Below are 21,075 nucleotides of genomic sequence, written 5' to 3'. Positions count from 1 at the left end.
TATTGACTTCGAGTTACTCGAATACTTTATGATGTCATTGTACCAATGTTGTGAGCGCTCATCAACTGGTAATCTCCTCTGGGAATGCGAATAAATGCTTTAACTTAAGACAACAATTACTACAGTTTATAAATGAATAACTAGAAAGAGGTTAGAAAATGAACGCAAAATATAACAAACTATTTGAATCCTTTACACTCAAAAATGGAATCGACCTTAGAAATCGAGTCATTATGGCGCCTATGACAACTTGGGCCAGTAATGACGATTACACGATTTCAGATGAAGAAGTAAATTATTATAAAAAAAGAGTGAACGGTGTAGGTTTGGTTATAACAGGCTGTACGCATGTCCAACCAAACGGTATAGGTTTTACGCATGAATTTGCAGGCTATGACGATACCTTTATTCCAAGTTTACGAAAATTAGCCGATGCGGCGAAAAGTGGAGGAGCTCCTGCGGTACTTCAAGTTTTCCACGCAGGCAACAAAGCACTTCCGACCTTAACTCCAAATGGAGATGTGGTAAGTTCCAGTGCTGTACAGACTGAAGCTACGGCATTTGCTCCTTCTGTTTTGCCGAGAGCACTTTCACATCATGAGATCATGGAAGTAATTCGTGCATTTGGAGAAACAACAAGACGAGCCATTGAAGCAGGATTTGATGGCGTTGAAATTCATGGTGCACATGGATTTTTGCTGCAAAACTTCTTTTCTCCATTCTTCAACAGACGTGAGGATCAATGGGGAGGTTCTTTAGAAAATCGCTTGCGCTTTCCGTTGGCGGTTATTCAAGAAATGAAAAATGTGATTCGGAAATTTGCAACAAAACCGTTTATATTGGGTTACAGGCTTTCTCCTGATGAACCAATTGAAGGTGGTCTGCGAATGAAAGATACCTATACATTAATTGATCACCTGATTGAAGAAGGTGTCGATTATGTGCATGCTTCACTCGTAAATGCGTTCTCGTTAAAGCCGTTCGATAGTCAGGATGAAAAAACATATCTTGAATTAATTGTAGAGCATGTAAATGGCAGATTGCCTGTAATGGCAGCTGGTGCTATGGACACTCCGGATGACGTTGTAACGGCTTTAGATAAGGGGCTGTCCTTAGCGGCTATTGGTCATACGTTAATCATGAATCCAGACTGGGTAGAAAAGGTTCAAAGTGGACAAGAGTCTGAAATCCAAACAGCGATAAAGGCTTCAAAAGTTAGTGAGCTTGAGCTTCCGGAAAAACTTTGGGGTGTCATCCAAGCTTCAGGTCCATGGTTTCATATCGAAGAATAACATTTTTATTGTTATCACGTTTTCATCAAGAAAGGATGTGAATTATATGTCAAATATTCAAGATAAGGTTGTCATTATTACAGGTGCCTCAAGTGGAATTGGAGAAGCGACTGCAAAAGAACTTGCCTCTAAAGGTGCGAAGCTGGTACTGGCCGCTCGTCGTGAAGCTCGTTTGCAAAAGCTGCAAGAAGCAATTCAAAATAATGGCGGGCAAGCTGTTTATAAAGTGACGGATGTTTCCTCACATGAGCAGATGGAAGAGTTAGCGGATTATGCGCTTAAAGAGTTTGGAAAAATAGACGTAATGGTCAATAATGCAGGAGTCATGCCGTTATCCCCTGTTCATGAAAAGAAAATCAAAGAATGGGATTTGATGGTGGATGTTAACATAAAGGGTGTACTTTATGGTATTGCTGCCGTTCTTCCAACCATGAGAGAAAGAAGAGAAGGGCATATCATTAACGTTTCCTCTATAGCAGGGCACTTAGTATTCCCTGCTAGTTCAGTTTATAGTGGTACAAAGTTTGCTGTGCGTGCCATTACAGAAGGCCTTCGTAGAGAAGAGTGTATCAACAATATTCGAACGACTATTGTCTCGCCAGGATCGATTGATACAGAATTAACAGCAGCAATTTCAAACTCAGAGTTAAAAACAGCAATTAATGAGGATATGAGAATTGCTATCGAGCCTTCTAACATTGCTCGTGCCATAGCATTTGCAATTGAACAGCCAGCCGATGTAGCAATTAATGAGATGATTATTCGTCCAACAATTCAAGAACTATAAAAATAGAAAAATAATGAGACTGTTGATACTGCCCTAAAAATAGATTTTGGGGCAGTATTTATATTTGTACGGTTTACATGCCCCTTGCTATTGCTATGGGATAGATATGATTTGTTAGCTCTATAAAATGGGGGTTGACCAATACAAAGCATACCATTGGAATCAGCCCAGTTTATAGATGCTTTCAGCAGATTTTCCCCATACCCTATCCCCAAAATTCTTTACATACGCAGACTCCAAATTCTACTTTAGGAGCGAAACTATCTTAATAAATACCCTCGCATCTGAAAACCCAACGTATCGATTCCCCACTACAGCAGCTCAAAATAAATTCTCGATTTTATAGTGTCCGTTTGTATGATTTGTTCAAACCCCGATGTATCTAAAAATGCCTCCTTGCTCTCTATCTAAATTTCATTCTCTCCATCATCTGTAATCTTAATTCAGATAAATCTGTCGTAGCTTGGTTGATTGCCGATCTAACAGTATCCCTCTATTAGGTTGAAATCCTATATAAATCGGTTGAAAATGTTGATTTTACCAATGGACAAGGATTTGTACAATAGAGTTGTAACGCTTACATTTCCAAGGAGGTTGCGGCGAAATGAAGAGACTTCAGGTGATTGGCAAGCAAATCAGGACCCCGAGATCCAAAAGGAGGCCGTGTTGATGAAATTTAAGGGAATATTGGCGGCATTTTTGTTTTTAACCACAGCGTCTGTGTTGTTTGGGACGCATACGGCAGAGGCCCATGAACTATCCAATGACAAGCTGACGATTCAGACAGGTGAGCACGGTGAAATTTCATCCATACGTATCAAGGGAGATGCTTTCCCGACAGAGTACGTGATGAACGCAACGGTTACACCTGAGCAGAACACCGCAGATCATCAGTGGCTAGGGGAGCTGATGTTCACGTACCGCTTGGATGGAGGCAGCTGGACGAAGGCATGGACGAACAAGTCGGCAGACGCACGTAAGATCACAACCAGTGGTAACCGTGTCACTGTCACGTACGAGAATTCTACTAACGCAGAAGGCATACGCAATTTTAAAGTCATTGAAACGTATTCGGCAGAGTCGAATGGTTCGGTGCTGTGGAATATACAGGTGCAGAATACAAGTGGAAAAAAATTGGAGATTGGCGATTTCGGTTTGCCTCTGCCTTTTAATGAGCAGTGGACCAACGGTGATGCGATCTACGAAACTAGAGTGGTGACGCATTCCTTTGTCGGCAATAACAGCTCCTATATTACAGCTGGGCGTCCCAGCGGCATTGGTTCTTCCCTGCTGCTGATTCCTGATTCCACAACAGGTGCGGGTTTTGAATATCAGGATCACTGGCGGGATGAGGAGCATCCGGGCAGCAAATGGGCCTGGAATCCAGCCAACGAAGGCAAATGGCTGGAAGGACTCAATGTATTTTATATTCATTCCAATGTCATCAAGTCCACGAATCGGGGGTATTTGCCCAATACAAGCCTGATCCTGAATCCTGGTCAAAGCAAAAACTATGGCTTCAAGTTTCTGGCGGTGAAGGACGAGCATGATGTAAAAGATACGTTGTACCAAGAAAACTTGGTGGATACAACAGTCGTACCCGGCATGATCGTGCCTACGAATCAAAAGGCGAAGGTGGACCTGCGCTCCAAGCAGGCGATCAGCAAAGTAACCTATCCAGACGGAACCGTTATTCCGCAGACAGATAGCAAGGCCGGAGGACATTACATTTATGAACTGAAATTTACTAAGCTGGGTCCGAACTTCATAACGGTAGAATACGGCAACGGCAACAAAACGGTGTTACAGTTCTATGCCATCGAGCCGATTGATCAGGCGTTGCAACGGCATGCTACATTTATGGTCGACAAAACCCAATGGAATGTACCGGGTGATCTGCGCGACAAGGTATTTGATGATTGGATGATGCATACCAAATCCAAACGCAACATTTTTAACGGCTATTGGGGTTGGGGAGACGATTGGGGTCTGACCCACGGACAGTTCCTGGCTGAGAAAAACACACTGTCTCCAGTCGCCAAAGAGGTGCGGGCAGTAGACGATTATTTGGAGACGGCGATCTGGACAAATCTGATGAACGGACATCATGAGGATTATTTAATTCATGATTTCTTGATGCCAGAGCCTAACGATACACCGACCTATCGAGGGTATGCGTATCCGCACGTATACAACACGTATTTCAGCATGTACAAGATTGCCAAGGAATACCCGGATCTTGTCACTTACAAGCATCCAAAGGAAACCTATTTGCTGCGGGCGTATAACATTTTCAAAGCATTGTATGAAGGGCCAGTCGCGTACAACTGGGAAACAGGTTTGATGGGCGAACTGACCACACCGGATATTATTCAGGCACTTCATGATGAAGGCTATGATGATGAAGCGAATGATCTCAAGGAAAAAATGGATCGTAAATATAACAATTTTAAAAATACAAAGTATCCTTACGGTTCTGAATATAGCTATGACAATACAGGGGAAGAGGCTGTATATACGTTAGCCAAGCAGAATATAGATACAGAGGGCGAGCAAAGTAAAGCCCTGGAAATGATGAGTAAAATTAATGCCAAAACCCGTGCGGCACGCGGTCATATGCCCGTATGGTACTACTACACCGATCCGGTGACGATTACCGGGGAGAACTGGTTTAACTTCCAGTACACGACTTCGCTTGCCGGATATGCGATGGATGACTGGATTCGCCATCATGAGGACAATCACCGTGAGGAACAACAGCGGTTGTCCTATGCAGCTAAAATTGCCAATGTTGGAGCGATTAACTCCGGGCAAATCAGCTCCGACCCTGAAAACATCGGGGCGGTCGCATGGACGTATCAAGCGGAAAAAGGCAATAACGGCACGAACGGCACTGGCGGCGGTAAAAATGTTCCGCTCTTTAACGGCTGGCGCGGCATGAGCGGTGAGGCTGATCTCGGATTGTTCGGTGCGCTCAAAACATTAAGTGCTGATATCGCGATTGATCCTATTTTTGGATTGACGGGCTACGGTGCAGAGGTGAGCAAAAGCGGCAACGTGTATACGATCAAGCCACTGGACGGCCTGTTCAAGCGGGTCAATCTGATCACGGAAAAGCTGTATATCGAGCTGGAAAAGGACCAATATACAGAAGCCAAGTTGGCAACATCCAAGGATTATGTATGGTTCCAACTGAAAAATCAAACGCCGGGCCAAGCCCATTCCACGTACGTTACATTTGACGGTTTGAAGAAAGGAACGTATCTGGTTAAAGTGGGCGGTCAATCGCAAGGAAAGTTTAATGCGTATGCGACCACCAACAAACTTAAATTGGAGATTGGTACAGCATCCTCCTATACGATAGAGCTGACACCGACCACACCTGATCCGAACAAAGCACCTATCGTGGATGCTGGCAAAGATTCGAAGGTAAAGCTGCCGGATCAGATCATTCTGAAAGGCACGGCTACGGATGATGGACTTCCACAAGGTAAGGTGACGAGCGAGTGGAGTCTGGTCGAAGGACCACAGGACGCGAAGGTCACATTCAGTAACAAAACATCGCTGCGCACGAAGGTGGACGTTTCCGAGCCAGGAACGTATGTGTTCAAGCTGACAGCCAGCGATTCTCAGTTGTCAGCTGAGGCTAAAGTAACGGTGGTAGCTGAAGCGGCGGCTCCGTTACTTGAACAGCTTGCAGTTTACAAGTTTGATGAAACAAGCGGTTCTATAGTTGCGGATTCATCGGACAGTGGCAATGATGCTGCCGTGAAGGGAACGGCTGCATGGGCTGCGGGTAAAACAGGCAATGCTGTCAGCCTGAACGGCAAGGACAGCTATGTGCAGCTTCCGGCGGGTATTGTCAGTCGGACACAGCAATTGACCGTATCCGGCTGGGTCAAAGCGAACAGCCTGAGCGATTATGTGCGGATTTTTGACTTCGGCTCCGGGACGAATGAATATATGTTCCTGACGCCTAAAGCAGGAAACACCATGCTGTTTGCCATTACCAACCAAGGCAACGGGCAGGGACAGGAGCAGACGATTGAAGGCCCTGTACTGCCAACAGGCGTATGGAAGCATGTTGCGGTCACGCTTTCGGGTTCCACAGGTATTTTATACGTGGATGGAAAAGAAGTGGGACGCAATACCAACCTGACCTTGAATCCTACCAGTCTGGGTCAGACCAAAAATAATTTCATCGGCAAATCTCAGTACCCTGATCCGTACTTCAATGGTCTGGTGGATGAATTCCGTATCTACAGCCGTGCTTTGAATGCAACCGAGGTGGCAGGACTGGCCTCTGGTACAGCACAGAATCTGGCGGCAACTGAGAAAATCACCGCGTTAAAAGAAGTAAACGTGACGACTCGTGCGGGTGAAAAACCCGAACTGCCAAGCGTCGTGGAAGCTACGTATGGAGAAGGCTTCACCAAATGGGTGGCTGTGGAATGGGAGGATATAGACCCTGCACAATATGCTGCTCCAGGTTCGTTTGAGTTGAAGGGTAAAGTAGAAGGGACAGAGTTAAAGGCAATTGCGAAGGTAACTGTGATTGAGGCTGGGGCTGCGGATTCATCGGTAACACCGGTTAGTCCGGAGAATTCAGTAACCCCGCCAACTACGACACCCTCGGTAACATCTGCCTTACCGCTTCGGCCTGTTAGCTCCGCTAAATCAGCGGGGGTATCCTGAATGGGAGGCAACAACGCATAGTTATGAGTAACCTTTCCCATCGTCACTTTCCTCCTGTAAAGGGGAGAGTGGCGGTGGGTATCCTTGCATTTGGAGTGCAAAGCTGCGAACAAAAATGTGAATGGGGGGAAAAAGTATGAGCAAGATTACATTTCTGGGTGCAGGCAGTACGGTATTTGCTAAAAATGTGCTTGGCGATTGTATGTTGACGCCTGCTTTGCAGGGCTTTGAGTTGGCGTTGTTCGATATTGACCCCGTAAGGCTGAAAGATTCGGAAAATATTTTATCCAATTTGAAAAAAACAACAGGGAGCACCTGTGTGATTCGCTCCTACACTGACCGCAAGGAAGCACTGCGTGGGGCGACCTATGTGGTGAACGCCATCCAGGTAGGGGGCTATGATCCGTGTACAATTACGGATTTTGAAATTCCTAAAAAATACGGCCTGCGCCAAACGATTGCCGATACGGTTGGTATTGGCGGTATTTTCCGCAATTTACGTACGATTCCGGTGATGCTCGATTTTGCGGCAGATGTACGCGAGGTTTGCCCAGATGCATGGTTTCTCAACTACACGAATCCGATGGCAGTGCTAACGAATGTGATGAACGTTTATGGCGGTGTCCGTACGGTAGGGCTGTGTCATAGCGTGCAGGCGTGTATACCGGAACTGTTTAAAAGCCTCGGGCTGGAGCAGGAAGGTGTAAAGGCAAAAATCGCAGGCATTAATCATATGGCGTGGCTGCTCGAAGTGAGCAAGGACGGTGTGGATTTGTATCCTGAGATTAAAAAACGAGCCGCCGCTAAGCAGCAGGAAAAGCATCATGATATGGTGCGCTTTGAAATGATGCTAAAATTCGGCTATTACATTACGGAATCGTCCGAGCATAATGCGGAGTATCATCCGTATTTTATCAAACGGGCATACCCTGAGCTGATCGAGCGCTTCAATATTCCTTTGGATGAATACCCGCGTCGCTGTGTGAGCCAGATTGCACGATGGGAAACGATGCGTGAAGAGCTTTTGGGTAATCAGGATCTGCGTCATGAACGGTCAAACGAGTATGCCTCTTATATATTTGAGGCGATCGAAACGAATCAGCCTTTTGCCATTGGCGGCAATGTGATGAACACAGGCTTAATTACCAATCTGCCGAAGGAAGCCTGTGTGGAGGTACCTTGTCTGGTGAATCGTAACGGGGTTACGCCAACCTTTGTCGGGGATTTGCCACCCCAATGCGCTGCGCTGAACCGGACGAATATTAATACCCAGCTGTTAACGATTGAAGCTGCAATCACCGGGAAAAAGGAGCACATTTATCATGCTGCTATGTTGGACCCGCACACGTCCGCAGAGCTGTCCATGGATGATATCGTTTCTCTGTGTGATGACCTAATTGCAGCCCACGGGACATGGCTCCCAGCCTATGTGTAAGGGAGGCAGATGAATGGGAGGCCGTGGTCGTCAAAAGTTCGCCGGGATTCCTACAATCCGTGGGAAATTCATTGTACTGACGCTGGTACTCACCGTCATTCCGATGGTGGTACTGACCTTTACCTTTTACCGGATCGCGGCCCATTCCCTAGGTGAGAAATCGGAAGCGCTGGCTATGCAGTCCCGGCAAATGAGTGAAAATTACGTCAATGCGACGCTCTCCGATTTGAATGATCTAACCAATGCCATTCTCAGCAATCCTGATGTGCAGTCCACACTGGAGACCAAGCCGGAAGATGATTATGAATATTTACGGAACGATGAAACACTCAGTATGGTTGTCCGTACGCAAACCCAGACCAAGCCGTATATCACGTCCTCTCTCATATATGCCGCCAATGGCGGGCTTAAGCATTCTCTCTATCAGGGGAATGTTTCGGTCCGTTTTGGCGGCCTTCCTACATTAGAGGAAGCACGTGTGTACTATCGCCGCCTACTCGCCGAGCGGCCCATGATGTGGATGGCTCATTCGCCGTTTGAATCAGGACGCGGAATGGCGGAGGATCGCATCTATGTGGGGAAACTGCTCCGAAAAACGACTGGAGATTATGCACCACTCGGATTTTTGCTGCTGGAAATCGACAAGGCCAGTCTGTTTCGGGGGCTTGCTTTTCATGAAACAGATGGCAATACCCAGATGTGGGTGCTGGATCAGGAGGGCGAGCCTGTATACCGATTGCCGGAGCAGGGTGTTGCGGATCAAGCGCTATTGCGGCAGATTGCCAAATCGGCTGTGGATAGGCCTGTGCTTACGAAGGACTGGAGAACATGGAACGGCCGCCAGACGATGATCTCTTACGGCCCGTTAAATGAAGGACAATGGACGCTGCTGCAAAAAGTCGATCAGTCTGTGCTGTTCGAGGATGCGCGGAAAATTGGTGCCTGGACCATCTGGACTTTTTTGATTGCACTGATGTTGGGCTGGATGCTGTCTTATCGGCTGAGTGACACGATTCGTCGTCCCCTGCTTCAATTGAGCCGATTAATGGCGGTCGATGGGAGTGTGAGCGCTACAGGCTCAGCCCAAGCTTTCGAAGCTCCTACTTCCGTTGTTTTTAATCCTAAGGATGAGGTAGGGCAGATCGGGGAGCGTTTTCTTCATATGATGCAAAAAAATCATGAACTGTACGGTCAGGTCTACGAAGCGTTGCTGTCGCGTAAGCAGGCTGAGTTCCGCGCGCTTCAGGCGCAGATTAATCCACATTTTTTGTACAACACGCTAGAATCCCTGAATGGAATGGCCTTGGCGAATGGGCAACGGGATATGGCAGAGGTAATCGGTGCCTTCGGAAAATGCTTTCGCATTTCGCTAAGTTATGGCCGAGAGCAAATCAGTTTGGGACAGGAAGTCGAGCATGTAAGCGCCTATGTGAAGGTGCAGCAGTTCAGGTTTAGGAATTCGTTCGAGTGGATTTGCGAGGTCGAGGAGGATATTTGCGGATTTTATGTACCCAAACTGATCCTCCAGCCACTCGTCGAAAATGCTATTTACCACGGCTTAAAAGGGCGTACCGACCGTGGCTATATCATGTTATCCGGTACAAGGGAAGGGGATATGTTGCGTTTGACGGTCAGTGATGATGGGGGCGGTATTGGAGCCGAGCGTCTGAACGATATCCGGAAGTCGCTGGATGCGGAACGGGGGAATGCTATTGGCTTTGGGCTGCGCAATGTGCATGAACGTCTTCGGCATTATGGTCCGCAATATGGACTGTCCGTGACAAGCGAGCCGGGTCAGTACACCTCGGTTACCTTACTGGCACCCATTCGAACCGAATAAGAAAGGGGAGGATGGCATGTACCGGCTGCTGATTGTGGACGACGAATATCATATTCGGGAAGGACTGAAGCTGATGGTGGCGGAAAGTGGCCTGTCAGTGGAAGTCAGTGATGTGGCGGAGGACGGCACAACGGCATTACGTTTGTATACGGAGCAGCGACCGGACATGATTTTACTGGATATTAATTTACCGGATATGAGTGGACTGGACGTAGCAAAAACCATTCGGGAAAAGGATCAGCGGACCCCGTTATTATTTCTAACAGGGTACGAATCTATGACATATATTCGTCAGGCAGTTTCGCTTCAAGCGGTCGATTATTTGCTCAAGCCGGTGACCAGCGGGGATTTCGAAGCGGCTTTGAGCCGGGCTGAGGATCGCATTGCGCAATGGCGAAGAAGCGAGGAGGAAGCCATTCACCGCCATCGTTCATTGGAGCCATTGTACAGGGAGCATCTACTGCTGGATTTGCTCCAGCAGCGGCGTCCTGCAGCCGAGGTCATTCGGGAGATGGACGGGCTGGGATTTTTCGGCGAGACGAGTGGATCACCTTATACCGTGCTGTGCTGCGAGCTGGAGGAGGCGTCGCAGCAGGAGGCAACCGCCACTAGCAAGCCACACGGTTCCATGCATAAAAGCAGCCATGTATTCGCCGGACTGGCTGGGGAGGCTGCGGCAGCAGCCGGGGCGAAGGCGCATGGTGCGGCGGTTTCCCGCGATCGGCATGTTGTGCTGCTGGCGACGGCATCTTGCAGGGCGGCGGAACGGACGGCACAGCAGATTCGGCAGGCCGTGCAGGAACGATTGAGCCAGGGCGTGTCCATCGGGATTAGCCGTCCCGTACAACGGATGGAGCAACTTCCCGAAGCGTATGAGGAAGCTGTGCAAGCGGCGGAGCATCGGGGGTGGGTGGGCTATAGCCAGATCATCCCCTATGAGAGCATTCAGGCGGCCGAGCCGAACAGCAGTCAATTACTGGAGAAGGAACTGCTAATGATTACGGAAATTCGAGCAGGCAATGATGCTGCCGTACATGCGATTTTACAGGAATGGTCAGGACAGTTGGCAGGGTTGCCCGTCAAGCAGGTGAAAATGATTGTCACTCAGCTCGTGCTGTTCGTCATGCGGATCGTTCAGAGTGATGCATCTGTAGGACAAACGTCCATGCAGGAGCAGGACCCGTTGTTGGAGCTGTCCCGATTACGGCATGGACCCGAGATGATTGATTATGTATCGCGCTATTTTGTCCGGGTGGGTCGTCATGTCCGAGAATCACGTGAGAAGGGGATTCCACGCAAATTCCAACGGGCCAAGGAATGGATTCGGGAGCATCTTCAGGAGGATGGTGGGCTGAACCGTCTTGCAGAGTACATGAATATGAGCCCCAAATATTTGAGTGCCCGTTTCAAGCAAGTTACAGGTGAAAGCTTCGCAGACTACCAGACGCGTGTTCGCTTTGAGCGAGCCCGAGAACTGCTGCTGGACGCGAATCGTAAGGTGGCGGAGGTAGCGGAGGTTGTGGGATTCACAGATACCAACTATTTTAGCATTGCCTTTAAAAAGCATACCGGACTGACCCCGACGGAGTTTCGTAAAACATTTTTGTAAACGCGCTGTTAAAAAAATCATACCAAAACAAAGAGAGTCTGGAGTCGTTGGGTGGTCGGCTCTGGGCTCTCGGCGCATAATAGGCTTGTAAGGAGAAACCAGTTCAGGAAGGGGCCGGTTGATTTGCTGAAACGAAGGTTACGGACATGGATGGCTCTCGTGATGACGGCGATGTTGACAGGACTGACGGCTTGCAGTGGTAACGCTGGCGAACCGGCTAATCCCAATGCGGTCGAACTCAAGTTCATGTACTGGGGAAGCAATGACGAGAAGCAGGCGATGGAAAAAATGATTCAAAGCTTTAATGCTTCCCACCCGAACATTCGGGTGAAGGGCGAGCATGTCCCTGGTGACTACACGACGAAAATTAACACGTTAATGGCTGCCAATCAGCTTCCTGATATCGCCTACCTGGGCGATTCCCTCACGATGAAATGGGCAAGTGAAGGTAGACTCCTGGATTTATCCTCTTATTATGACGAATATCCCGAATTAAAAAACAAGCTCAAATCCTCTTATCTCTACAGCGAACCCGGCAAGTCTATTGGCAATTACACCGCATTGGAAGTGATGCAGTTATTTTACAACAAGGAGTTGTTTACAGAAGCAGGGGTACCCGTCCCTCCGGCTGATCCTCAAAAAGCGTGGACATGGGATGAATTTCTGGAAATTGCCAAAAAGCTGACCAAGGATCAGAGCGGCAAGCATCCGGGAGACAGTGGATTTGATCCGAAAAATATTGTGCAATACGGCTTTGCCTTTGGCAATGACCGCAGCTCCTGGGGGCCGCTTTTAGCGAGCAACGGTGGAGGTTTGACTGACAAAACAGGCAAGAAGTACACCCTGAACAGTCCTGAGTCGGTGGAGGTTTTTCAGAAGTTGCAGGATCTGGTTTTCAAGGAGCATGTTTCTCCTGATTTGATCCAGCAGCAGGACATGCCGTCCAATACGATTCGGCTTCAGACAAGAAAGGTCGCAATGGTTGTGGACGGGACATGGTCCCTGCTCGATTTTTCGAACAACAAGCAGCTGCAATGGAGTATCGGCGTTCTGCCGAAGCTAAAAGAGCCCAAAACGATGATTGTTGCGGGAGCCACGGTCATTTTCCAGAGCACTAAGCACCCGAAGGAAGCGCTCGAATTTTATTTGTACCATAACAATCCCGAAAAGGTGGATCTGTTCAAGTCTGGTCTTTGGATGCCTATCGAGGAAAAATATTATACCGATGAGCAGGCCATCCAGTCATGGACAAATAATGCCGCACATCCACCGGAATTTCAAAAGGCTGGCATTGAGTATGCCAGAGATTATGCGATCAAGCCGTCAACTTCGACCCTTCGCAACTGGCCTGATATCGGTTCCAAGCTGACCCCAGGGCTGGATCTGATTTGGACGAACAAGAAGACGCCGCAGCAGGCGCTGGATGAACTGGAACCTATCATTCAGCCATTGCTTCAAGGAGTATACCCGGATGAATAATGCGGCGGGACAGCTGCGAAAGGAGAACAGCCCATGAAGCGACCAAAATCAGGAATGATGCGCATGGAGCGAAACTGGGGTCTGCTATTCGCGCTTCCTGCCATCCTCGGATTAATGATATTTACAATTGGACCGATTGTGGCCTCGTTCGTATTCAGCTTAACCGATTGGACGATTGGCGGACAGATGACCTTTATCGGATTGGACAATTACCGAACCATTTTGACCGAGGATGCTACCTTTTCCCAATCCATGTTCGTAACCACATATTATGCACTGGGTAGCGTACCTCTAGGCTTGGCGGCAGCTTTTATCATTGCGTTGTTATTAAATCAAAAGGTGAAGGGTTTGTCGGTGTTCCGTACGATTTATTATTTACCTACCATTGTACCGAGTATTGCCAACACGATGCTGTGGCTGTGGATGTTCAACCCGGATTTTGGTCTGTTAAATTCGCTGCTGGAGAGCGTTGGACTGCCGGGGAGCAAATGGATTTATGACGAGAGCACTGCAATACCCTCGCTGATCATGATGAGCACCTGGGGGATCGGGAACACGGTCATTATCTTTTTGGCGGGACTTCAGTCGGTTCCCACCCATCTGTATGAAGCAGCTGAGGTAGACGGCGGCAATAGGTGGCACAAATTTTTTCACATTACCATTCCTTCGATGACACCAACCATTTTCTTCAATCTGGTCATGTCTTTAATCAGCACCTTTCAGGCATTCAATCAGGCGTATGTTATGACCAACGGGGGACCTAACAATTCAACCCTGTTCTATGTGTTCTACTTGTGGCGTACGGCCTTTACGGAGACTAAAATCGGCTACGCCTCAGCGCTGGCCTGGATCTTATTTTTCGTCATCATGGTCCTAACGGTTCTGATTTTCTCCACATCCAAAAAGTGGGTCCACTATGAAGGAGGGGAACGTTCATGAATCAGGTCACTTCTTCTGTCAATCCTTCAGAAACACCGCAACATCCGCTTCCACAGCCTGAACGCTCCCGAAGTCCTGCTACCGCCACCCGTTCCAAACCATTCCCAATCAGCCGTATTGTACTGTATGTCGTTTTAATGATAGGTAGTGTTTTAATGCTGTTGCCATTTGCATGGCTCATTCGTAGCTCTCTGATGGGGACATCTCAAATTTTCGTGTTCCCGCCAGAGTGGATACCCTCTCCTTTTCAATGGAGCAATTACCCGGAAGCGCTGACTTCAGTACCGTTCGGCAGGTATTTTATGAATACGTTCATCATTGAGGTATGTGTGCTGGCAGGAGTGATGTTGACCTCGATTGTATCGGCGTTTACTTTTGCCCGCCTACGCTGGCCTGGACGTAATCTGATCTTTTCTCTGCTGATCGGGTCGATGATGCTGCCTTACGCGGTGACGCTAATTCCCACTTTCGTGATGTGGCGTGAGCTGGGCGGTCTGAATACATTTCTGCCGCTGATTGTTCCTGCATGGTTCGGTGGAGGGGCGTTTAACATCTTTTTGATGCGACAATTCATGCTGACGATTCCACGCGATTTGGACGAAGCGGCTTATATGGACGGAGGTACGCCTCTGACTGTACTATGGCGCGTCATTATTCCTTTATCTTCGCCTGCATTGATCGTGATCGGAATATTTACATTTATTGATGTGTGGAATGATTTTTTGGGCCCGATTATTTACTTAAGTGACGAAAAGCATTTTACGCTAGCGCTGGGGCTAGCGACTTTTCGGGGATTGAACAATACCAACTGGCCTTACCTGATGGCGGCTTCCAGCACAATTTTGGCTCCCATCGTCCTGATATTTTTTATCGGACAGCGCTATTTTATCGAAGGCATCACATTGACAGGGATAAAAGGCTAAAAGGAAGCTGAGACGCGCTGGTATGCTTGAAAAAGAGACGGAGAATTGGGTGCAGGACTTACGGGAAAGCGGCAGCGAGAAGAGCATACATGTGTTCAAAAGCAAGTGGAGAGTATGTTCTAAGGCATATGCCCTGAAAAGAGATGTGGAATAAGGAGGCGTACGAGTGAAAGAGGAAGAGAGTCAAAAGACAAAACCGTTACAGGGTGTTCCAGGCAGACTGGCCCGGTTACGCTCGGAATTCCCGGCTCTAGGGATAGATGCACTGCTTATTACACATGGGCCTAATCGAAGATATATGACCGGATTTACAGGCTCCGCTGGAATTGCACTTGTTACGCAGGAAGAGGCTTTTTTAGTGACGGATTTCCGCTATATGATGCAGGCAACAGATCAGGCAGTGGAATATTCAGTGATTCGGCATGAGGCGCAAATCTTCCAAACCGTGGCCGATCTCACAAGTAAATTGGGTGTCCACAGACTGGGTTTGGAGAGCAGGCATGTCTCACTTCAACAGTCGGGACAGCTTCAAGCCGTGCTGGGCTCGTTGGAGTACGTGCAAACGGAGGATGTCATTGAACGGCTGCGCGATGTGAAAGACGAAGAAGAGATTCACACCATTAGCGAAGCTGCTCGTATTACCGATGCCGCCTTCACGGAGGTGCTGAATTATATTCAGCCTGGAGTTACAGAGCGGCGGATTGCGGCGGAACTGGAATATCAGCTTCGGCTCGCAGGCGCGGAATCAGGCGGTTTTGCGTTCATTGTCGCTTCAGGTGAGCGTTCGGCGCTGCCGCACGGACTGGCCAGTGACAAGGAAATTGGTCAGAACGAGTTCGTCACAATGGATTTTGGCGCAAATGTGCGTGGTTATCTATCCGATATCACGCGTACCGTATTCGTAGGCCAGCCTTCAGAACGACATGAGAAATTGTATGCCATTGTGCTGGAAGCAAATATGAAGACGATTGCAGGACTTCGTCCCGGCTTAAGCGGTCGGGAGGGAGACAGTCTGGGGCGGGATGTGATTGCCTCTTACGGCTATGGGGAGCAGTTTGGTCATGGGCTGGGCCACGGCTTTGGTCTCGAAATTCATGAGCAGGTACGGCTGTCCCGCGAAAGTAAGTCGGTGCTTGTACCGGGTCATGTCATTACCGTGGAACCGGGCATTTATATCCCAGGCTTCGGCGGGGTTCGGATTGAGGACGATGTGCTGATTACAAATGACGGTGTCAAGGTACTGACCTCTTCGCCTAAGGAACTGCTTTTATTATAAAACTAAGTGGCGTTATAGGTAACTGTCCATAGTTTGCAAGTCATTCAAAAATGAGATGGAGGGGATCAAATGAACACGCATAAAAGGCACACCAAAATATGGCTGACTGCGCTGGCGGCTTCTCTCATTGTGGCTTTGACACCAGCTATTCCGGGTCAACAGGCTTATGCCGAGGCGGAGTCGGATGTAAAAGTCATCGACATCTTTAGTCGGACGGTGAACGATTATGGTATAGATCTGGTTGATTGGCAAGGATATCTGGCGAACCCGTATGTGAAGCTAAAAGTGAAGCCGCCAGCGGATGCCGCTTTTCCGTTAACGGTTACGTTAAATGCGCAGGGCACGTCCCGGCTGATGATGGATTTGCCTAGTACGTTGTCGGCGCAAGGTGCAAGCAAAACGCTGACTTTTGCCAATGCACAGGAGGAAAAAGATTTTCGGCTAGCCATCCATCCTGACCGGATTGGAGGAAACGGTGAAATAGAGAACTATACGCTGTCTATGTCCGTTGCTGGAAATGATGGTCACACGACTACTCAGTCCATTCCGATTCGCGTGCTGGATCAGGACGATAATAAAGAACCCACCGTTCCCCTCCATTTTGACTACAGATTCGATACGATCAGGCCTTATTTCAATGATGCAGCTACCAAAAAAGCCGCAGAGCTGGCGGTGAAGGACTGGTTCTATTTCTTTGATCTGGCGCCGTTCGATGAGGTTCCTGCCAACGCGGAGGTAAACCATCTGCCAGGAGACGATTGGCAAAATGAAATACAGGTGACAAATGACAAACCCTACAAAGGCATGTGGGTGTTTATGAGAGGGCTGAACGGGCCTTATTCTACGGGCTTTCCAGCCACGAACGGCAATTATCATACACGTAACGGTGTGACCGTCCCGGGGAACCTGAACCGTTCCTATAGTCTGATTCTGGATTTCTATGATGATGCGATTCCATTTACATCCGTGGACGATGAAGAATGGTATCAATCCGATCTGTCCAAGGTGACGGATGTGCATGGGCTGATCATGCATGAATTCGGTCATGCCATTGTGTTCAGCGACACATTCCCGGGTGTCAAAGCGTTGAAGGAAGCGGCGGGCAATGACCCGGATATTATGGCTTATCAGCACAGACCGGCTGCATTGGACGACAGCTATCATCTCTCCGGAGAGCTTGCAGAAGTCGACCGATTGAGCGGTCAAAATGGAGGCTGGCGCCATCTGTTCCCGACCCGGCGCTGGATGAACACGAAGCTTTCGCTGCTGGTAGCAGAAAAAGCAGGCTGGCCGCTACGTAAGGACCTGACTCCTTTCCTCGCGACAGAAATCATGACGAAGGAATTGCCAGCACCCGTCAAAGGTAAAGCGTACACGGCCAAGCTGGAGGCCAAGGGAGGCGTTCCGTTTTACGATTGGACGGTGACAGGCGGTCAACTGCCCGCAGGGTTCACACTGAACCGCTTTACAGGAACGATTAGCGGAACAGCAGGCAGCGGAGCAGGCAACAAGACGTATACGTTCACCGTACAGTTACGGGATTATGATGAGCTGAGCAAGCCTGTGAAACAAAGCTTTACGCTTAAGCTGTAAAAAATACCTCTCAAACAGATTAAAACGGTCGAAGGGAGGGGAAGCGAATGAAATATGATGCCGCGGATCTGGTCATTGTAGGCGGTGGAATCATCGGTACAGCCATTGCTTATTATGCGGCTAAGTCTGGTATGAAGGTCGTGTTGGCTGAGCGAGGGGAGATTGCTGAAGGCACTTCGTCCCGTTGTGATGGAAATATATTGGCAATCGATAAAGAGCCCGGGTTTGACAGTCGAATGTCGTTGGTATCGCAGGAGCTGGTGGCAGAGCTGGCTAGGGAACTGGAGGATGAGTTTGAGTATCGTGCGCCTGGCAGTATTCTGGTCTGTGAAAACGATCAGGAGATGCAAGCGGCTGAGCAATGGGTAACCCGTCAAGAGCAGGAAGGACTTCCATTTCGCATGCTGGATCAGCAGGATTTGCGAGAGGAATGGCCGCATTTAGCCAAAGATTTGCCGGGCGGGCTGGAGTGTGCGACAGATTCCACTGTAAATCCGGTGTTGATGACGTATGCACTGGCCAGGGCCGCGCGTCGGATGGGGGCCAAGTTATTACCGCGCATGCCGATACAGTCCATCCTTCAGGACGAAAGGGGGAACGTCCGTGGGGTAGAGACGCCCAATGGCGTTATCCATGCAGGTGCAGTGGTATTGGCGACAGGTGTGTGGACACGCAGCATCGGTCATTCACTCGGTTTGGACCTTCCGATCATGCCGCGCAAAGGGCATATACTGGTGTCTGCCCGAATGCCTTCCATTGGGAACCGCAAGGTAATGGAGTTTGGCTATCTGATGAGCAAGTTTGGCGGTCAGCGGAGTGTGGATGAGCTTTATGAAAAATACGGTGTAGCGCTGGTGTTCGAGCCAACCGCATCCCAAAATATTCTGATCGGCAGCAGCCGTCAGTTTGTCGGTATGGACACAGGTGTCGATCAGCAAGTGATTCGCTTAATCGCCCGCAGAGCCATTCGCTTTTTCCCTGCTTTAGCCAATATACCGCTGATGCGGGCGTATACCGGCTTGCGTCCATGGACACCTGATCATTTGCCAATTGTATCGGCAGTGGACGAAGTACCGGGGCTGTATATCGCTTCTGGTCATGAGGGGGATGGCATTAGTCTTGCGGCGGTTACGGGTAAGCTGGTGACCGAAATGGTACGCAGTGAATCCACTTGTATTCCGGTGGAGCCGCTGCGATATGACCGATTTGGGGAGGCTTTTACCAGCCACGAGGTTCACGGGGAGGTAACCGGATGAGTGTACCGGGCAGAATTACTACCATTGATACCCATACGGGAGGCAATCCGACGCGGACGGTCATTCACGGCGCGCCTAAGCTGGTAGGTCATACGATGCTGGAAAAAATGACTTATATGGCAGCACATCATGATGATTTTCGCCGTTTGCTGATGTTCGAGCCGCGAGGGCATGAGGTGATGTCGGGCTGCATTTTAACAGAACCTTGTCATCCAGATGCAGATATCGGTGTGGTTTTTATAGAGACTGGCGGCTATTTACCGATGTGCGGTCACGATACGATTGGAGTATGTACAGCACTGATGGAAGGCGGGCTGATTGCTGCGGATAAAAAGTCTATATTGCTGGACACTCCGGCAGGCCCGGTTCAAGTGCGGCTGGATGTGGATGCGGGCAAGGTGCGACAAGTAACGTTCACGAACATCCCTTCTTTTGTGTACCGCCGTGAGGTTGAGGTCCAGGTAGAGGATATCGGTCAAGTCACGCTGGATATTGCGTATGGAGGCAACTTTTACGGCATTGTAGAGGCGGCTTCCATCGGTCTTGCACTGGAGCAGAGCAATGGGGCAAAAATTGTACGAACAGCAGTGCAGATTCGGGAGGCAGTGAATGCTGTTGTTGAGGTAGTACATCCTGAAAATCCGGTTATTCAAGGATTGACGCATATTGAATTCTACGGGGAGCCTGTGGCTCCACAGGCCGATTGCCGCAATGTCGTCGTCATCCCACCGGGAGGTATCGATCGTTCCCCTTGTGGCACAGGAACCTCGGCCAAGGTAGCGGTGCTGCACGCCAAGGGAAAACTGGGCTTAAATGAGCCGTTTGTACATGAAAGCATCACAGGTTCCATGTTTCGGGCTGAAATCGTGGGCGAGACGCAGATAGGTCCATATCCGGCAGTCATTCCACAAATTACAGGCTCGGCTTGGGTGACGGGACATCATCAATTTGTGTTGGGCCCCGAGGACCCGCTTAAAGAAGGTTTTTTGCTGATGTGAGCATTTTGCATCAATCCCGAATGCTGAATATGAAAATAAAGATGGGAAAGGGTTGGTAAGCATATGGCACGTTTTGAAGGTGTATATGTGGCCTTAGTTACACCGTTCACGGCAGAGCTGGAGGTAGACCATAAGCGTCTGACCGAGCTGTGCGAGCATCTGATTGCAAGCGGCATTAGCGGACTGGTTCCTACGGGATCGCTGGGAGAATATGCGGCTTTGTCCCCGGAGGAACGGTCGCAGGTTGTGCACACCGTAATTGACGCTGCGGCAGGGCGTGTCCCGGTTGTTGTCGGCTCGGCGGCTCCGTCCACCAAACAGGCGGTGCATTGGATTCAGCATGCGAAGGATGCCGGGGCAGCGGGTGTCATGGCACTGCCGCCCATTAATTACAATCCACTGCCTCACGAAGTAACGGCCCATTATGAAGCATTGTCGGAGGTGGGCTTGCCGATCATTGCGTATAACAACCCCCATGATTACAAGGTTGACTTGACTCCAGATATTCTTGCGGACTTGTCGCGAATTGAAAATATCGTAGCAGTCAAGGAATTTTCCGGTGATGTACGGCGTATTCACGCTATTTTGGATCAGACAGAGCTGGAGGTCATGGTCGGAGTAGATAATCTGGCGATGGAGGGGGCATTATTCGGCGCGACAGGCTGGATTTCGGGGGTACCTAATGCGCTGCCCAAGGAAGGGGTAGAGCTGTTCCGACTTGCGCAGGCGGGAAATATGGCGGAAGCGTCCGCGTTGTATCGCAGGCTGCTGCCGCTGTTCCACTATGATGCCAGCCCGCAATTGGTACAGTCCATCAAATATATGATGGAGCTGGCTGGATTTCCGGTCGGTCCGACACGTCCGCCCAGACTTGCGCTGCCGCAGGCGGATTATGACCGCATTCGCGAAGCATTTGAGGTGGCGGTTCGTCCAAGCGAAGTTTCATCCTGAAT

Annotated in this window: 14 protein-coding genes; all 14 read left to right on the top strand. The window is 49.2% G+C overall.

All coding sequences use genetic code 11. The features are described from left to right. The first annotated feature begins 158 nt into the window (after window positions 1–158). Complete coding sequence (locus NSS66_RS06265) at window positions 159–1,292, top strand: NADH-dependent flavin oxidoreductase (RefSeq protein ID WP_068938447.1); 1,134 nt, start codon at window positions 159–161, stop codon at window positions 1,290–1,292. 46 nt (window positions 1,293–1,338) lie between these two features. Beyond that, window positions 1,339–2,079 carry an SDR family oxidoreductase gene (locus NSS66_RS06260; protein ID WP_340958585.1) on the top strand — a complete coding sequence of 247 codons (741 nt, stop codon included), beginning with the start codon at window positions 1,339–1,341 and terminating at the stop codon, window positions 2,077–2,079. Window positions 2,080–2,748: 669 nt separating this feature from the next. Then, window positions 2,749–6,774 carry a DUF5695 domain-containing protein gene (locus NSS66_RS06255; RefSeq protein ID WP_340958584.1) on the top strand — a complete coding sequence of 1,342 codons (4,026 nt, stop codon included), beginning with the start codon at window positions 2,749–2,751 and terminating at the stop codon, window positions 6,772–6,774. Window positions 6,775–6,910: 136 nt separating this feature from the next. Beyond that, entirely contained in the window at window positions 6,911–8,209 is a 1,299-nt protein-coding gene (locus NSS66_RS06250) for an alpha-glucosidase/alpha-galactosidase (protein WP_069079686.1), read from the top strand. Window positions 8,210–8,222: 13 nt separating this feature from the next. Continuing rightward, window positions 8,223–10,049: a cache domain-containing sensor histidine kinase gene (locus NSS66_RS06245; protein WP_340958583.1), complete on the top strand. Its 1,827-nt coding sequence runs from the start codon at window positions 8,223–8,225 to the stop codon at window positions 10,047–10,049. A gap of 16 nt (window positions 10,050–10,065) precedes the next feature. Then, window positions 10,066–11,658, top strand: a complete 1,593-nt coding sequence (locus tag NSS66_RS06240) for a response regulator (RefSeq protein WP_340958582.1) — start codon at window positions 10,066–10,068, stop codon at window positions 11,656–11,658. A gap of 123 nt (window positions 11,659–11,781) precedes the next feature. Then, a complete protein-coding gene (locus NSS66_RS06235) occupies window positions 11,782–13,137 on the top strand; it encodes an ABC transporter substrate-binding protein (RefSeq protein WP_235322371.1) in 1,356 nt (451 codons plus the stop codon). Between the two features lie 33 nt (window positions 13,138–13,170). Continuing rightward, entirely contained in the window at window positions 13,171–14,076 is a 906-nt protein-coding gene (locus tag NSS66_RS06230; RefSeq protein ID WP_338533297.1) for a carbohydrate ABC transporter permease, read from the top strand. After that, window positions 14,073–14,999 (top strand): carbohydrate ABC transporter permease, encoded by a 927-nt coding sequence (locus tag NSS66_RS06225; RefSeq protein ID WP_340958581.1) that lies wholly within the window; start codon window positions 14,073–14,075, stop codon window positions 14,997–14,999. Before NSS66_RS06230 ends, NSS66_RS06225 begins: the two co-directional genes overlap by 4 nt. Before the next feature lie 166 nt (window positions 15,000–15,165). After that, window positions 15,166–16,275 carry a M24 family metallopeptidase gene (locus tag NSS66_RS06220; RefSeq protein WP_279832124.1) on the top strand — a complete coding sequence of 370 codons (1,110 nt, stop codon included), beginning with the start codon at window positions 15,166–15,168 and terminating at the stop codon, window positions 16,273–16,275. Between the two features lie 69 nt (window positions 16,276–16,344). Then, a complete protein-coding gene (locus NSS66_RS06215) occupies window positions 16,345–17,868 on the top strand; it encodes an Ig domain-containing protein (RefSeq protein WP_340958580.1) in 1,524 nt (507 codons plus the stop codon). Window positions 17,869–17,915: 47 nt separating this feature from the next. Then, on the top strand, window positions 17,916–19,124 hold the full coding sequence (locus NSS66_RS06210) for an NAD(P)/FAD-dependent oxidoreductase (protein WP_340958579.1): 1,209 nt from the start codon (window positions 17,916–17,918) through the stop codon (window positions 19,122–19,124). Then, entirely contained in the window at window positions 19,121–20,122 is a 1,002-nt protein-coding gene (locus tag NSS66_RS06205) for a proline racemase family protein (RefSeq protein ID WP_340958578.1), read from the top strand. Before NSS66_RS06210 ends, NSS66_RS06205 begins: the two co-directional genes overlap by 4 nt. 63 nt (window positions 20,123–20,185) lie before the next feature. Further along, window positions 20,186–21,073 (top strand): dihydrodipicolinate synthase family protein, encoded by an 888-nt coding sequence (locus tag NSS66_RS06200; protein WP_028543234.1) that lies wholly within the window; start codon window positions 20,186–20,188, stop codon window positions 21,071–21,073. The last annotated feature ends 2 nt before the right edge of the window (window positions 21,074–21,075 follow it).

The sequence above is a fragment of the Paenibacillus sp. FSL R10-2748 genome, assembly GCF_038005565.1.
Taxonomy (GTDB): domain Bacteria; phylum Bacillota; class Bacilli; order Paenibacillales; family Paenibacillaceae; genus Paenibacillus; species Paenibacillus polymyxa_B.
This window is presented reverse-complemented; position numbering and strand designations above follow the sequence as displayed.

Coding starts and splice junctions, on each gene's coding strand:
- NSS66_RS06265 (WP_068938447.1), top strand. CDS start 159: ATGAACGCAAAATATAACAAACTATTTGAATCCTTTACACTCAAAAAT.
- NSS66_RS06260 (WP_340958585.1), top strand. CDS start 1,339: ATGTCAAATATTCAAGATAAGGTTGTCATTATTACAGGTGCCTCAAGT.
- NSS66_RS06255 (WP_340958584.1), top strand. CDS start 2,749: ATGAAATTTAAGGGAATATTGGCGGCATTTTTGTTTTTAACCACAGCG.
- NSS66_RS06250 (WP_069079686.1), top strand. CDS start 6,911: ATGAGCAAGATTACATTTCTGGGTGCAGGCAGTACGGTATTTGCTAAA.
- NSS66_RS06245 (WP_340958583.1), top strand. CDS start 8,223: ATGGGAGGCCGTGGTCGTCAAAAGTTCGCCGGGATTCCTACAATCCGT.
- NSS66_RS06240 (WP_340958582.1), top strand. CDS start 10,066: ATGTACCGGCTGCTGATTGTGGACGACGAATATCATATTCGGGAAGGA.
- NSS66_RS06230 (WP_338533297.1), top strand. CDS start 13,171: ATGAAGCGACCAAAATCAGGAATGATGCGCATGGAGCGAAACTGGGGT.
- NSS66_RS06225 (WP_340958581.1), top strand. CDS start 14,073: ATGAATCAGGTCACTTCTTCTGTCAATCCTTCAGAAACACCGCAACAT.
- NSS66_RS06215 (WP_340958580.1), top strand. CDS start 16,345: ATGAACACGCATAAAAGGCACACCAAAATATGGCTGACTGCGCTGGCG.
- NSS66_RS06210 (WP_340958579.1), top strand. CDS start 17,916: ATGAAATATGATGCCGCGGATCTGGTCATTGTAGGCGGTGGAATCATC.
- NSS66_RS06205 (WP_340958578.1), top strand. CDS start 19,121: ATGAGTGTACCGGGCAGAATTACTACCATTGATACCCATACGGGAGGC.
- NSS66_RS06200 (WP_028543234.1), top strand. CDS start 20,186: ATGGCACGTTTTGAAGGTGTATATGTGGCCTTAGTTACACCGTTCACG.